Below are 15,448 nucleotides of genomic sequence, written 5' to 3'. Positions count from 1 at the left end.
CCACAATCGCGCCATATAGCCGAAATTTCTCACTTCCTTCGGGCGGTGCATTTCACTATTATTGATAAATCAGTTTAAGGGCCTGGGCATATGCAGAAGCGGCGAGTGGGCATGATTGGTGCCGGTTGGGTCAGTGCCTATCACTTGCCAGCCTGGCAAAAACGCAGCGCCCAGGCTGAAATCGTCGCCATAGCCGACCCCTCCACCTCCGCCGCCCAAGCGCGCGCCGAGGCCTTCGACATCCCCGCCATCTATGCTGATGCCGCTTCCATGCTGGCGCACGAAAATCTCGACATTGTCGATATCTGCGCCCCGCGCGAAGCCCATGCCGACCTGGTCCGCCTCGCCGCCCAAGCCGGGGTGGCAATAATCTGCCAAAAACCCCTGGCCACCGACTTTGCCGCCGCGTCGGCCCTCGTTGCCGGTGTCGCAAACACCACATTGATGGTGCACGAAAACTGGCGCTTCCGCGCCTGGTATCGCCGCCTGCGTGATTGGCTCGATGCCGGTGTGGCCGGCGATATCCGCCAGGTCAGTCTCGAATTCCTCTCCAGCGGCATGATCGCCGGCCCCGATGGCCAGCGCCCCGCTCTGGTCCGCCAGCCCTTCTTCCGCACCCAGCAGCGGCTCCTCGTCATGGAAGTGCTGATCCACCACCTCGACACGCTCCGCTTCCTCCTTGGCGAAATGGATGTCATCGCCGCCCGCCTCGAGCGCAGCAATGCCGACATAACGGCCGAAGACATTGCCGCCATCACCCTGCGCCGCCGCAGCGACGGCCTGCTGATCCACGTCACCGGCAACCTCGCCGTCCACGGCGCCCCACCCGCCCCACGCGACCACCTGCGCATGTTCGGCACAAGTGGCACGATCGAACTCGACGGCACCCAGCTTACCGCCCTTGGCGAGCACCCTCACACCGAGCAATTCGACGCCGACGCTGTCTATCAAGGCTCCTATGATGCCGCGATCGCCCATTTCCTCGATTGCCTCAACGCCAAAAAGCCCTTCGAAACCGCCCCCGCCGACAATATGGAAACCCTGCGCCTCGTCGAAGCCATTTACGCACTGGCACAGTTCGACCCGGCGCAAGAACCGCGATAGAATGTTCGGATCAGCCAGGAGCAGCCCTTGGATAGCTTGACCGAAACCGGTGCCGAAGAGCACGACGATCTCTCCATCGCCCGCGCGCTGGAAGAAGACATCATTTTCGGCCGCCTCGCGCCCGGCACGCGGCTCACCGAGGACATGCTGCTGGCGCGCTTTGCCGTCACCCGCCATTTCGCCCGCCAGGCGCTGGTGCAGCTTGAATCCATGGGCATCGTGGTGCGCGAGCGCAATCGCGGCGCCACTGTCCGCTCGCTCACCGCCAGCCAAGTCAAGGAAATCTACGCCGTCCGCGAATTGCTGCAGCGTCAGGCCGCGCTCTGGATTCCCCTACCGGCCCCCGATAGCCTCATTGCCGAACTCAACGCCATCCACGAAGAACACGGCCGTCACATCGAAGCCGGCTTCCTGCGCGGCGTGCACGAAACCAATGACCGTTTCCACCTCACCCTGTTCGGCGCCTGCGGCAATGCGCATCTGGTGCAATCCATCGAACTCTACATGCGCCTCAGCCTCCCCGTCCGGGCCAATTCCATGGCCAACACGGCGTCCCTGCGGGTGTCTCACGAACACCACCGCCTGATGATCGACATGCTCAAGGGCACGGATAATTGGGTGCTGGCGCAGCTCTGTGTGGATCACCTGCAGCCGAGCAAGGCGCGGTATCTGGATCGCGTAGGGTAGGGGATACCCCCTCCTAACCTCCCCCTGATAGGGGGAGGGACCGCCTTGTGGCCCAAACTCGATCCAGTTCAAAGAGTGGAGATATCCCTCCCCCTATCAGGGGGAGGCTAGGAGGGGGTACTCCGATCCCTCAGTCATCACCCCAAAACAAAAACGAGCGCGCCCGGGAGGAAGGGCGCGCTCTTTGCCGCATTACCAGTCGAGACGAAGCAGGGAGACACCTTGCCGCGGCAGAGTAGTACGGAGTTCAATTTTCCCATCAGTCACAGCAACACTTGCCTTATCCTCGATCTGCGCCAGCTTCCCAGCCGCCTCAAGCTTGGCATAGTCAGCCCCCTGCGGGTTCTCGGGCTTGCCCATCGCCTTCCAAACGCCAAATGCATTGGAATGGCTCTCATCCATCCGGAAATGTTTCAGGCTCGCCGGCTTGCTGCCCCAGCCCTCAATGGCAATGGAAACCTCGGCATCCGGCCCCGCGATATCATCATCATGATAATGCCAGACCAGCACGCTCACGCCCTTGTCGTCGCGCGTCGCCACGATATTGACGTCCGGCGCCTCGCGCACGCCATGCTGCATGATCTCGCCAATGTCGCGGCGATGCGTGCTGGCGGTTTCCAGCCATTCCCCGCCCAATTTGCCCAGCATGCGGAACCCGTTGAGCACCGCCTTGTCGACGCCATTGGTGGCCAAGTCCCGGAACCCGTCAAACCACGGCTGCTGGTCGAACATGAAGGCCCAGGTCACGGCGCCCTCGATCTCGATATTGGCGCGCTGGCTCAATTCATAGGTCCGTATCATGCTCTCCACCACATAGACGCCATAGAGCGGTCCATTGCGATAGCCGTTCTGCGGATGCACGCGCGCCGAACAGGCCGCGCACCCTTCGGGATCGGATTCCCCGATGATCACCGGCAAATGCGTCAGTGACGGAAATTCATTGATGATCGCCAGATTGGCCTCGATATCGCGCAGATGCTTATGCAACCCCATCCGCACATGATCCTGCCAGATCACGGGATTGCCCTTGGCGTGAAAGGCGATGAAGTCGATCGGCGAATTATTGTCCACCACATGCTTGAGGAAGGCCCGCAGAAAGGTCTGCGCCTTGGGGTTGGAAAAGGCCCCGCATGTATGTGGTCCGCCCACCCGTGCATCGGGCAGCACCTTCTTCACCGCCCGCGCACTCACATCATACATGGCGCAGAATTCGGGGATTGTGCCCTTCCAATAGATGCCGTCCGGCTCGTTCCACACTTCCCAGGGCCAGGCGCTCACCGTCTCCTTGCCATAGCGATCGGCCAGATGCTGCGCCCAGGCCTCGATCAGCGCGCCCCATTTCTTGAGGTCATTGGGCGGCATCGCCCAACCCGTCAGGATGGTGGCGTATTTGTCGGCGGGCTGCCAGCTATGCTGATAGGGCCCCGTATCGTCCGACAGCGCCTCGGGCGTAAACCCGATCTGCACCAGCGGTGTATTGCCCGCCTCGGCATAGGCGTCGAAAATCTGGTCCATAATGGTCCAGTCATAGACGGGATTGCCGTTCGCATCTTCGGTATAGGCATTGGTCGAGCCCCATTTGAGTGCCGCCACCCCATCGCCCGAAGTCAGCAGGTTATGCGTGCGGATATGCGGCGATACCGGGCTCAGTTCCGTCAGTTCCGCCAGCAGCTTCTTGCCATGCTCGGTATAGGTGTAGTTCGGCTCGTCATAGCCGAACCAGGCCCATAGCGGCTTATATGCCCCCGTCGGGCGGTCGGCGCGAACACTCGTCTTCACATCGATAGGCTGGCTCATCTGTCTTCCTCAGGAGGCGGGCGCGCAGGGTTGCGCTGGGGCGGGTGGTGACGTCAGTCAACCTAAGTCAGTCAGCCGCTTTGTCAATAATAAGATACATGGATTATCGCCAATCCACCCGCGGTCACGCAAAAATCCGCGCAAAATATCGAATTATTGAAACTAGCGGTTGTGGTCCGCGCAAAAATTGTCGATAAAGACGCCGCAACGACGAAATCCGCGAGGAGAGGTTCAGCGTCTTTCAAGACGCGGCGCGGACAGACGGAGCGATGGGGCTGAGCCCTAACGATCACGGGAATTCATCGCGTCAGACGCGCTTAGGGAGGAGACCTATGAGCTTGTTCAAGAAAATCGCCATTGCCGCAGTGGCGTCCATGCTGGCGCTGCCGGCACTGGCGCAGGATTTCATCGCCGGCATTCCCCGCAATGAGGCGCTGATTGTGCAGGGCCCCACCGCGCAGAACGCCGATTGGTTCAATATCTGGGCCCCCGGCGGCGGCTCCAACGTCAACGGATTGCAACAGCTGACCACCGATACCTTGTGGTTCATCAATCCCGAGGGCGGCGTCGATGCCTGGCAAAACGCACTTGCCGCCGAGCCACCCATCTATAATGACGACTTCACCGAAATGACGGTGAAGCTGCGCGAGGGCATTTTCTGGAGCGACGGCGTCGAATTCACTGCCGATGACCTGGTCTATACCGTCCAGACCCAGATCGATCACCCCGGCATGGGCTGGAGCGCGCCCTTCTCCATCAATGTGGAGAGCATGGAGCAGCCCGACCGCAACACGGTCATCTTCAAGCTCAAGGCGCCCAATTCGCGCTTCCACACGCTCTTTACCGTGCGCTGGAATGCCGCCTGGATCATGCCCAAGCACGTCTTCGAAAAGGTCGAGGACCCGCTGGCCTTCAACAACAATCCGCCGATCTCGCTCAGCGCCTATGTGCTGCACAATTACGACAAGGCGGGCAATTGGGCGATCTGGAAGCTGCGCGACGATTGGCAGCGCACCTCCATCGGCATGGATTGGGGCCAGCCCGAGGTCAAATATGTGGTCTATGCCGCTTCGGGCAATCCCGAAGCTCGTGTGATAGCCCAGCGCAATCACAATCTCGATGTGATCAATGACATCGCGCCCGAAGGCATGTTCTCCATCATGCGCGATGCGCCGGGCACGGCCGCCTGGCTGCCCGGCTTCCCTTATGCCCATCCCGATCCGACGCTGCCTTCGGTGCTGTTCAATCTGCAGAAGGAGCCCTTCAACAACAAGGATGTGCGCTGGGCCCTGGCTTTGCTCATCGACATTCGCGCCGTGGCGCTCGGCGCCTATCGCGGCGCGGCCAATCTGTCGGCACTTGCCGTGCCGCCCACCGGCTCGGCTCCCGACGATTATTTCGTGCCCATGCAGGATTGGCTGACCAATTTCGAGCTCAACACCGGCTCGCGCACCATCAAGCCCTATGATTCGAGCCTGGCCGGCCAGCTGGCCAATATGGTGCGTGGCCAATGGCCCGATATTCCCACCGACGAGGCCCCGCTGGAACGCATGTTCGGCTTTGGCTGGTGGAAGCAGGATGTTCAGGCCGCCACCGAATTGCTGCAAAAGGCCGGCTTCACCAAAAATGGCAACCAATGGCTCAAGCCCGACGGCACCCCGTTCGAAATCCGCGTCCAGGTCGAAGGCGATGCCATCCCGACCCTGGCCCGCGCCGGCACGGTGATTGCCCAGCAATGGAGCCAGGCCGGCATCAAGGCCACGGTCGATGTCGCCGGCCCCACGCATGGCCAGCGCATGGGCACCGGCGATTTCGAAACTGCCATCTTCTGGACCGTCGAAACCTGGGGCGGCCATCCCGATCTCAGCTTCTTCCTCGATAGCTACCGGTCCGACTTCATCAAGCCGCTGGGCGAAATCCAGCCCCCGCGCAATCTGCAGCGCTGGCAGGATCCGCGCCTCGACGAGATCATCGACAAGAACCGTTCGCTGGCCTTCGACTCGCCGGAAGTAAAGGCCCTCGGCATCGATTTCCTCAAGCTCGCCGTCGAGGAAATGCCGATGATCCCGCTGATGGCCTACAACAAGTTCGCTCCCTTCGACACGACCTATTGGACCAATTATCCCTCCGCCGCCAACCCCTACGCGGCCTCGGGCCCCAACTGGTCCAACCTGCGCTACATGGTGGTGAGCCTCAAGGCCAACCCGAACGCACCGAAGCCGTAAGGGCAGGGGACCGGCTGGTCATCCCGCCGGTCCCCCAACGTCCACAACGTCATTCCCGCGCAGGCGGGAATCCACTCCGGCGATAGCGCGCCGGAGCACAGGAAAGCTGGATTCCCGCCTGCGCGGGAATGACGCCGGGAAAGAGCGCGGTAGATCGTGAACCACCAGCCCCATCCCCTCGCCCCTCCGGGGAGAGGGTCAGGGTGAGGGGACCACACCAGGGAAGGGCACCAATATGGGTTTCATAGTCACTGCCATGGGACGCAAACGGATATGAACGGCTACCTCACCTATGTCGCCAAGCGCTTCGGACAATTCCTGTTCGTGGTCTTCACCGGCGTCACCCTGGCCTTCCTCATCGCCCATTTCTCCCCGGTCGATCCGATCGAACAGACCGTGTCGCTGCTGACCAATTTCGGCTCCACCGATCCGCGCACCGTCGAAATCCTGCGCCAATCCCTGCGCGAGCTCTATGGCACCGATGGTTCCCTGCTCGATCAATACCTGACCTTCTGGGGCCGCGTGATCCGGGGCGATTTCGGCCCCTCGCTCTCGGCCTTCCCCACCCCGGTCATGACCATTATCAGCCGCGCTCTACCCTGGACGGTGGGTCTGCTCACCCTCGCCACCATCATCTCATGGATCATCGGCAACACGCTTGGTGCCATTGCCGGCTATTTCCGCAACAATCGCACCATGAAAGTGGTCGGCGTGCTGGTCATGGCCATGCAGCCCATCCCCACCTACATAACCGGCCTCACCCTGGTCATCGTCTTCGGCTTCCTCTGGCCCATCCTGCCCATCAGCGGCGGCGCCCAGCTCAATCTCGACCCGGCCATGACCTGGACCTATATCCAGTCCGTCATCACCCACGGCACCCTGCCGGCGCTGACCCTGGTGCTGGTCGGCATGGGCGGCTGGTTCATCGCCATGCGTTCGCTGGTCTCCAACATCGTCACCGATGATTATGTGGTCTATGCCGAACTGGGTGGCGTGCCCTCGCGCACCATCTTTTCCCAATATGTCGCCCGCAACGCCATGCTGCCCCAGGTCACGGGCCTGGCACTGAGCCTCGGCAATGTGTTCGGCGGCGCCGTCATCGTCGAATTCATCTTCAACTATCCCGGCATCGGCAAGCTGATGGTCGCGGGCATTTATGCCGGCGATTACAGCCTCGTGCTGGGGGTGACCACCATTTCCATCATCGCCGTGGCCGCCGCCGTATTCCTGATCGACATTCTCTACCCCCTGATCGACCCCCGCGTGAAATTGGGATAGCGCCGATGTTCAAAGTCCTCTTCGATCTGCTGCGCTACAATCGCGAGTTCCTCTTGGGAACCCTGCTGATCCTGATCATCCTCGCGCTGATCGCCTGCTCCTTCTTCGCCCCCTATGGCGAAAACGACATCTATGTGGTGATCCCCGACATGCCCCCCTCGGCCGAATACTGGCTGGGCACCAATTCCCGCGGCCAGGAAATTTTCTGGCAACTCGCCATCTCCATGCGCAACACCCTGATGTTCGGCATAGTCGTCGCCGCCATCAGTCGCGTCATCGCCATCGTCGTCGGCCTCGTCTCGGGCTATATCGGCGGCCGCACCGACCAGATCATCATGGCCATCAACGACACGCTGGGCGCGCTCCCCAACATCCCAATCCTGCTGTTGCTGGTCTTCGTGCTGCGCGACCAGATGACCTGGCCAGTCCTGGCGCTCACCGCGGCTCTGCTCGGCTGGACCCATGATAGCCGCCTGATCCGCTCGGTCGCCCTGTCCCTGCGCACCCGCGAATTCACCCGCCACGCCGCCTTTTCCGGCATGCGCACCGGCCAGATCCTGTTCCGCGAACATCTGCCCTATGTCATGCCCATCGTCTTCTTCACCACCATGAACAACCTCATCTGGGCCATTGGCCTCGAGGTCACGCTCTCCATCCTGGGCTTTTCCGACATCAACCGCCCCACCATTGGCGGCATGATCTATTGGGCCAATGCCCACTCCGCCATGGTCGCCGGCATCTGGTGGTGGATCGCCGTGCCGATGATCTTCGTGGTCATCCTGTTCCTCGGCCTGTTCCTGCTCGCCATGTCCGTCAACGAATATATCGACCCCCGCAGCCGCCTCGCGCGCATGGGAGCCTGAGCCATGACTGAAACTCTCCTCGCTGAACGACCCGCTGTGACCAATCGAGACGTCCTCACCATCAAGGACCTCAAGGCCTATTACATCAACGAGCATTTCGGCGTCCGCCGCGAAGTCCGCGCCGTAGATGGCATCGATCTCACCGTCCGCCGCAACGAGGTCTATGGCATTGCCGGGGAATCCTCCTCGGGCAAGACCTCGCTGATCAAGACCCTGGCCGGCGCCATTCGTCCGCCCATGCGCGTGGTCGAGGGGACAGTCAAATTCGATTTCGGCGGCAAGCATATCGATGTCTATGCCGAGCCCGCCAAGATGCAGGCCGCCCGCTGGCAACATCTGAGCTACATCATGCAGGGCTCGATGAGCGTGCTGAACCCGGTCCGCCGCATCAAGCGTGCCTTCAACAATTTCGCCTATCGCCACATGGGCCTCGACTCCGCCGCCTTCCGCCACCGCGTCGAAAGCCACCTCCAGCGCCTCGGCCTTGATCCCAGCGTCCTCGAAGCCTTCCCCCACCAGCTGTCCGGCGGCATGCGCCAACGCGTCACCATCGCCCTGGCCACCGTCTGCGAACCCGAATTCATCATCGCCGACGAACCCACCACTGCCCTCGACGTGCTGGTGCAGCAAGACGTGCTCGGCCTGATCAAGGAAGTGCAGGGGCGCCTGGGCTCATCAGTAGTCTTTGTCACCCACGACATGTCCGTCCACGCCGCCATCACCGACCGCCTCGCCATCATGTATGCGGGCCGCCTGGCGGAGGAGGGGCCCACCCAGGCCCTGTTCGACAATCCGCAACACCCCTACACCGCCCACCTCATCGCCAGCCTCCCCCGCATTGGCGATATTTCCACCCGCAAGAGCCTGGCCGGCAAGCCGCCCAGCCTCGCCAATCCACCATCTGGCTGCCGCTTCCATCCGCGCTGCCCCATCGCCATCGATCGCTGTTCCAAGGAGGTGCCGCAAATGCTGCCCAGCACCACTGGCGGCCGCGTCGCCTGTTTCCGGGCCGGGGAGATATCGGTGCAATGAGCCACAACCTGCTCGAACTCGACCACGTCACCAAGCGCTATGGCGTAGGCGGCCTCTTCTCCCGCCAGTCCATCACCGCCGTCAACGATGTCAGCTTCTCGCTGGCCAGTGACACGCCGGAAATCTTCGCCATTGTCGGCGAATCCGGCAGCGGCAAATCCACCATGGCCAAGATGATCCTGGGCAATGAAGTGCCCGATGGCGGGCGCCTGGTCTTCGACGGCACCGATATCGGCACCATCCGCACCCGCGCCCAGCGCGAGGCCTTCATGACGCGGGTGCAGCCGGTGTTCCAGAACCCCTTCGAGGCGTTCAACCCGCTCACCCATGTCGATACCTATCTCTACGCCACCGCCCGCCGCTTCACCGGCGCCGACACCAGGGCGCAACAGGAGATCAAAGCCGACGAAGCCCTGCAACGCGTCGGCCTGTCCCTTGCCGAACTCAAGGGCCGCTTCTCCCACGAACTCTCCGGCGGCCAACTCCAACGCGTCGCCGTCGCCCGCGCCCTGATCCCATCCCCCAAACTGATCGTCGCCGACGAACCCGTCTCCATGGTCGACGCCAGCCTGCGCATGTCCATCGTCAACCTCTTCCGCGCCCTCCGCGACGATCTGAAGGTGTCGATCATCTACATCACCCATGACCTGGCGACGGCCTATTACATCTCCGACCGCGTCATCATCATGCAAAAAGGCGAAGTCATCGAAGCCGGCAACGCCCGGGCCGTGCTGGATAACCCGACACATCCCTATTCCATCGCGCTGAAAAACGCCGTGCTGCCGCCAGACCCAAAAACGGCCGCTGCAGCGATCCGGCAGAGACGAGCGTTGGTCGAGGGCGTGTAGTCTTCGGCCACATCCTCCTCAGATCAAGAGCCCCGATCTGCTTCCCTCCCCCTTGAGGGGAGGGATTGAGGGTGGGGGTGTCGAGCCATCCACCAGCATAGAGTTTCATGGAGGCCGCGACACCCCCACCCTAGCCCTCCCCTCAAGGGGGAGGGAACCGGATCGCGGCCCTCACGCCCCCTGCAGCTGATCCACCGCCGTAATAATCCCGCGCAGTTCCGCCAGCCCCTTGAGCCGACCGATCAGCGAATAGCCCGGATTGGTCTTCTTGTGGATGTCGTCGGCCAGCAGATGCCCATGGTCGGGCCGCATCGGAATAACCGTATCGGCCCGTCCGCTCGCCTCCCGCCGCCGCTCCTCGGCCCGCAAAATGCTGATCATATCGACCATGTTGACATCGCCGCCCAGATGCTCGGCCTCGTTGAACGAGCGGTCCGGCTCGACGCTGACATTGCGCAAATGCACGAAATTGATCCGGCTGGCGAATTCGCGCGCCATGCCCACCACGTCATTATCGGCCCGCGATCCCAGCGATCCCGCACAGAACGATAGCCCATTGGCAGTGCTATCCACCGCCCCCAGCACCGAGCGCATATCCGCTGCCGTCGAAACCACGCGCGGCAGCCCGAACAGCGAAAACGGCGGATCATCGGGGTGAATGCCCAGCCGCACGCCTTCCTCCTCCGCCACCGGCACGACTTCCTTGAGGAATTCCACGAGGTTGGACCGCATGTCATCGGCGCTGACATCGTCGAATTCAGCAATCCTCCGGCGGATGCCCTCGCGGTCATAGCTGTCCTCGCCGCCCGGCAGGCCGGCAATGATATTGGTCTCGAGCGTCGCAATGGCGCTCTCGCTCATTCCGGCCAGCTTGGCCTGCGCCGCCGCCAGCAGCTCGGGCGCATAATCGCCCTCGGCCCCGGCGCGCTTCAGCACGAAGGCGTCATAGGCGACGAACTCGGCCATGTCGAAACGCAGCGCCAGCCCCGTGGTGGGCATGACATAGCGCAGGTCAGTGCGCGTCCAGTCCACCACCGGCATGAAATTGTAGCAGACCACCGGCACTCCGGCGCGCCCGAGATTGGCCAGGCTCACCTTCCAATTGTCGATATAGTCGCGATACGGCCCCCGGCGCAGCTTGATCGAGGTGTGGATCGGAATCGATTCGCAGACCGACCAGACCAGCCCTGCTGCTTCCACCACGGCCTTGCGTTCGGCAATATCGGCAGGCGTCCAGGCCCGGCCATCGTAAATGTGATGCAGAGCCGTGACGATGCCGCTCGCCCCCGCCTGCCGCACCTGATCGAGCGTCACCGGGTCATTAGGTCCAAACCACCGCCAAGACTGAAGCACGCATTCCTCCTAGATAAGCAATACTAACATGTTAGCCGTCCTAGCCCGCGCCGCCAAGAATAATCGGGCTTTTGCCCGCCTATGCACTCGATGTCGCTGACTTTTTGGACTGTCGCGGATACCGCACTTGCCGTGCGCACAGCCAGAACAGGCATCGGCCGGACCGGGGCATTTGTCGCAATCTTGGCGCAAGCCAGACGTGGCACTTCTGCGTCAGTCGCGGCAAAACTCGATAACCGCCCGGCCGGCAAGACTAGCGAAATGGCAATTTTGCGACATATTATTGGCAGCGCAGCCATTTCTGGTGCGTCGGTAAGGGCAGAATGGCACGGCAGACCACTATCGAAACCAGCGCGACCGGCGGATCACTGATCCGTTGTTCCGGCGATTGGACGTCGGCCACCGCCCGGTCCCTGGAACGTGAGCTGGCCGATCTGGCGCTGCCCGGAGCAGAAACCGCTCCTGTTCAGCTTGATCTCGATGGCATTGGCCGGCTCGATACAGTGGGCGCGTGGCTGCTGGGCAATTTCCGTCATCGGCTGGGTGACGGCCGTGTCGAATTTGTCGGGGGCACCGAACAGCATAAACACCTGCTCGACCGCATAGGTGATAACCCGCTCGAACAGGTCGCACCCCCCAGCCATCCCAATTTCCTGGTCTATCCGTTCGACCAGCTTGGCCGCGCGCTCATCGGCGCGGGACAGGATATTTTCGACGCCAATGTCGTGCAGGGCCGCATCATCACGGCCTTTGCGCGCACCCTTTCTTTCCAGGCGCCGCTGCGTTTCCCCAGCTTTGTCAATCAGTTCGAGCAGATCGTTCTGCGCGCCATCCCGATTGTGGCGCTGATTTCGCTGGTCGTCGGAGCCATCATCACCCAGCAGACCATTCTGCAGCTGCGCAATTTCGGCGCCGTGATTCTGGTTGTCGATCTGGCCGCCATCCTGATGTTCCGCGAAATCGGCGTCCTGCTCGCCGCCATCATGGTGGCCGGCCGGTCCGGCTCCGCCATCACCGCCGAAATCGGCTCCATGCGCATGCGCGAGGAATTCGATGCCCTTCAGGTCATGGGTGTCGATCCCTATCAGGCGCTCCTGCTGCCCCGCGTCGTGGCGCTCGTTGTCGGGCTGCCCCTGCTGGCCTTTATCGGCGCCATGTCCGGCCTGGTTGGCGCGGCCATCGTCTCGCTGGTCTATGGCGACATTCCCTTCGATATTTTCATCGGTCGCCTGCAGGATGCGATGAGCATCAAAAGCGTGATCGTGGGCATGGTCAAGGCGCCGTTCATGGCGTTTCTCGTGGGGCTTATTGCCTCGATCGAGGGGCTCAAGGTCGAAGGCTCGTCCGAATCGCTGGGCCGCCGCACCACCTCATCGGTGGTGAAGTCGATCTTCATCGTCATCGTCGCGGACGGCCTCTTTGCGGTGTTCTTCGCCGCGGTGGGGATTTAGCCCATGGCGGAAACCACCTCCCCACCCGTATTGAGCGTGCACGATCTCAAGGTCGAGATTGGCGGCCGCAAGATCATCAACGGCATGAGCTTTGAGGCCCATCGCGGGGAAATCCTGGGGCTGATCGGCCCCTCGGGTTCGGGCAAGTCCGTCACCATGCGCGCCATTGTCCGCCTCCTGCCCAGCACCGGCGAGATCCGCATTCTGGGTCGCAACTATGCTGAACTCGACCGCGAGGAACGCGTCGCCACCCAGCGCAACTGGGGCATTCTGTTCCAGCAGGGGGCGCTCTTCTCCTCGTTGAGTGTTCTGGAAAACATCGAATTTCCTATGCGAGAGCACCTGCATCTGTCCTCCACGCTGCGCCGCGACATCGCCCGCATCAAGCTCGACCTGGTTGGCCTGCCGGCCAAGGCCGCCCAGCTTTATCCCTCCGAGCTTTCCGGCGGCATGATCAAGCGGGCTGCCCTGGCGCGCGCCCTGGCGCTCGATCCGCAGATTCTGTTCCTCGACGAGCCCACTGCCGGGCTCGACCCTATCGGGGCCGGCAAGTTCGATGAACTCATCGTTACTCTGCGCGACACGCTGGATTTGACGGTGCTTATGGTAACACACGATCTCGACAGCCTGGCGACCGCCTGCGACCGTATCGTGGCGCTGGCGGATGGCAAATTGCTGCTGGCGGGCACGATGGCAGAAATGCGGGCGAGCACGCATCCTTGGCTTCGCGACTATTTCCACGGGCCTCGTGCCCACGGCCTTGAAGGTTAGCCTATGGAAAACAATGCCAATTACGCAGTCGTTGGAGTGCTGGCTACCGCGGTGGTCGCGGCGCTCTTTGCCTTCGTTTACTGGTTTGCGGCGCCCACGGCCAATATCGCCCAAAAGCCCTATGACATCGTCTTCACTGGCACTGTCAGCGGTATAGCCCGCGGCACCGACGTTCTCTTCAACGGCATCCGCATCGGCCAGGTCTCGACCGTCCAGCTCGATCCCGAGGATTCCAACCGCGTCGTGGCCCGCGTCGAAGTCGACGCCACCGCCCCCGTCCGCGCCGATACCAAGGTCATGACTGGCTTTCAGGGGCTGACCGGCGGCGGTTCGGTGCAATTGACCGGCGGCACTCCGGGCGCCGGCGAGCCGCCCATCGGCCCCGGCCGCTCGGCGCCCACCCTTTATGCCCAAGTGTCGGATTTCCAGTCGATCATTGATGGCCTCTCCTCCTCGGTCAATGGCGCCTCAACCGCCGTTGCTCGCATCAATACCCTGCTCGATGACAATGACGACAAGATCAACACCACCCTCGCCAATATCGAGAGCTTCAGCACTGCCCTGGCCGCCAATTCCGATGGTGTGCAGGCGGCCCTTGCCAGCATTGCCGATGCCGGCAAGCAGATCGGCCCCATGGCCGACGAGATCGGCTCGCTCTCGGTCAAGGTGAGCGCCCTGGTCGACGCCGTCCCGCCTGAGGACGTGACTAAGGTGGTGGCCAATATCACCACCTTCTCCGATAGCCTGGCGCGCAATTCCGATCAGATCGACAAGTTCTTCGCCAGCACTTCGGTGCTCTCGGACAATCTTACCCAGCTGACCGAAGGCCTGCACAGCGCCGTCACCGTCATCGATCAGGTTGCGGCCGAGGTCGATCCAGCCATTGTCGGCCGCGTCATCGCCAATATCGATCAGTTCGCCACCTCGCTTGGCAACAATTCGGAAAATGTCGATACCATCGTCGCCAATGTGACCGCGGTTTCCGACTCGCTGACCCGTTCGGTTGAAAAGGTCGATTCCATCCTGGCCCAGGTCGATGCGTCCGTATCGAGCGTGGAAGGGCAGGGGCTGTTCAACGATCTGGCGGAGGCCGCCCAATCGGTGCGCGACCTGGCCGATCAGCTCAACGCCAATACGGCGCGCATCGCTGCGGGATTGAACGATTTCACCTCCCGCGGGTTGTCCGAATATACTGCGCTTGCCGTCGATGCCCGTGGCACGCTCGCGCGGCTTGACCGGGTGGTGCGCAACCTGGAAAACAATCCGCAAGGACTCATCTTTGGGGGAGAGACCGTTCGTGAATACACCAAGCAATAAGGGCCGCAGATGAGCCTCGCACGACGTTCGTTCATGGTTGGTGGGGCTTCGGTCCTGGCCCTGGGTCTGGCTGGCTGTTTTGGCGTTCGCGCCCCGGTCACCTACGATCTGGGCAGTGTGGATGGCCTCAACACCCGCCGCCGCTCGTCCCGCGTGGTGGTCATTACCGTGCCCAAGACAGTGCAGACCTATGATTCCCAGCGCGTCGTCGTCCGCGATGCCGGCAATGTGCTGAGCTATCTGCCCGAAGCACAATTGTCCGATACCTTGCCGCGCCTGGTGCAGACCCGGCTGCTGCAAACCTTCGAAGCCAGCAATTTCCCCAATGTCGGCCGCCCTGACGATCAGCTGCGTGTCGATGTGACGCTGGCGACAGAATTGCGCGCTTTCGAGATCGATGTGGGCAAGGGTGGCCAAGCCACTGTCACCATCAATGCCAAATTGGTCGATGAGCAGCGCGGCGCCATTTTCGCCAGCCAGGTCTTCTCTGCCTCCCGTCCCGGTGTGGTCGAGCCCGCAGTCGCCGCCATCGCTGCCCTTGATGGCGCCCTGGCCGATGTCATGGGCCAGATTCTGGTCTGGACCGCCCGCAACGCGTAAACCCTTGGCATAGACCGGTCAGAGCACGCGTCTCTGCCGGTCCCCTGGAACTCCGCCACACCGGCCACGTTGTTATTGCGTGAACAGCGCAAGCAAAGGATGGCCGGGTCAGGTTGCTGAAA

The 15,448-nt window shown here is 62.1% G+C and carries 13 protein-coding genes; 11 read left to right on the top strand and 2 right to left on the bottom strand.

All coding sequences use genetic code 11. The annotated features are described in order from the left end of the window. The first annotated feature begins 90 nt into the window (after positions 1-90). Complete coding sequence (locus QQL79_RS11800) at positions 91-1,104, top strand: Gfo/Idh/MocA family protein (RefSeq protein WP_284391043.1); 1,014 nt, start codon at positions 91-93, stop codon at positions 1,102-1,104. A gap of 27 nt (positions 1,105-1,131) precedes the next feature. Next, complete coding sequence (locus QQL79_RS11795) at positions 1,132-1,791, top strand: GntR family transcriptional regulator (protein WP_284391041.1); 660 nt, start codon at positions 1,132-1,134, stop codon at positions 1,789-1,791. A gap of 192 nt (positions 1,792-1,983) precedes the next feature. Here QQL79_RS11795 and QQL79_RS11790 read toward each other — a convergent pair whose 3' ends face one another. Further along, positions 1,984-3,588: a GH39 family glycosyl hydrolase gene (locus QQL79_RS11790; protein WP_284391039.1), complete on the bottom strand. Its 1,605-nt coding sequence runs from the start codon at positions 3,586-3,588 to the stop codon at positions 1,984-1,986. Between the two features lie 332 nt (positions 3,589-3,920). Between QQL79_RS11790 and QQL79_RS11785 the strand changes: the two genes are divergently transcribed. The 5 genes from QQL79_RS11785 (at position 3,921) to QQL79_RS11765 (ending at position 9,834) form a co-directional block, all read left to right on the top strand. Further along, on the top strand, positions 3,921-5,813 hold the full coding sequence (locus QQL79_RS11785) for an ABC transporter substrate-binding protein (RefSeq protein WP_284391036.1): 1,893 nt from the start codon (positions 3,921-3,923) through the stop codon (positions 5,811-5,813). A gap of 273 nt (positions 5,814-6,086) precedes the next feature. Further along, on the top strand, positions 6,087-7,091 hold the full coding sequence (locus tag QQL79_RS11780) for an ABC transporter permease (RefSeq protein WP_284391034.1): 1,005 nt from the start codon (positions 6,087-6,089) through the stop codon (positions 7,089-7,091). A 5-nt stretch (positions 7,092-7,096) separates the two neighbouring features. Continuing rightward, complete coding sequence (locus QQL79_RS11775) at positions 7,097-7,954, top strand: ABC transporter permease (protein WP_284391032.1); 858 nt, start codon at positions 7,097-7,099, stop codon at positions 7,952-7,954. Positions 7,955-7,957: 3 nt separating this feature from the next. Beyond that, positions 7,958-8,986 (top strand): ABC transporter ATP-binding protein, encoded by a 1,029-nt coding sequence (locus QQL79_RS11770; protein WP_284391031.1) that lies wholly within the window; start codon positions 7,958-7,960, stop codon positions 8,984-8,986. Beyond that, a complete protein-coding gene (locus QQL79_RS11765) occupies positions 8,983-9,834 on the top strand; it encodes an ABC transporter ATP-binding protein (protein WP_284391029.1) in 852 nt (283 codons plus the stop codon). The genes QQL79_RS11770 and QQL79_RS11765 overlap by 4 nt, the downstream gene beginning before the upstream one ends. Before the next feature lie 171 nt (positions 9,835-10,005). Here QQL79_RS11765 and uxuA read toward each other — a convergent pair whose 3' ends face one another. Then, entirely contained in the window at positions 10,006-11,187 is a 1,182-nt protein-coding gene (gene uxuA, locus QQL79_RS11760; protein WP_284391027.1) for a mannonate dehydratase, read from the bottom strand. Positions 11,188-11,510: 323 nt separating this feature from the next. Here uxuA and QQL79_RS11755 point away from each other — a divergent pair, with 323 nt between their 5' ends. The 4 genes from QQL79_RS11755 to QQL79_RS11740 are packed head-to-tail and all read left to right on the top strand — an operon-like array spanning position 11,511 to position 15,326. After that, positions 11,511-12,638 (top strand): ABC transporter permease, encoded by a 1,128-nt coding sequence (locus tag QQL79_RS11755; protein WP_284391025.1) that lies wholly within the window; start codon positions 11,511-11,513, stop codon positions 12,636-12,638. Between the two features lie 3 nt (positions 12,639-12,641). Beyond that, positions 12,642-13,409: an ABC transporter ATP-binding protein gene (locus tag QQL79_RS11750; RefSeq protein ID WP_284391023.1), complete on the top strand. Its 768-nt coding sequence runs from the start codon at positions 12,642-12,644 to the stop codon at positions 13,407-13,409. A gap of 3 nt (positions 13,410-13,412) precedes the next feature. Then, entirely contained in the window at positions 13,413-14,726 is a 1,314-nt protein-coding gene (locus tag QQL79_RS11745; protein WP_284391022.1) for an MlaD family protein, read from the top strand. A 9-nt stretch (positions 14,727-14,735) separates the two neighbouring features. Then, entirely contained in the window at positions 14,736-15,326 is a 591-nt protein-coding gene (locus tag QQL79_RS11740) for an ABC-type transport auxiliary lipoprotein family protein (protein WP_284391020.1), read from the top strand. Positions 15,327-15,448 lie beyond the last annotated feature (122 nt).

It is taken from the genome of Devosia yakushimensis (assembly GCF_030159855.1).
Taxonomy (GTDB): Bacteria; Pseudomonadota; Alphaproteobacteria; order Rhizobiales; family Devosiaceae; genus Devosia; species Devosia yakushimensis.
Note: the sequence above shows the minus strand (reverse complement) of the source record. Positions and strands in the feature narration are given on the sequence as shown.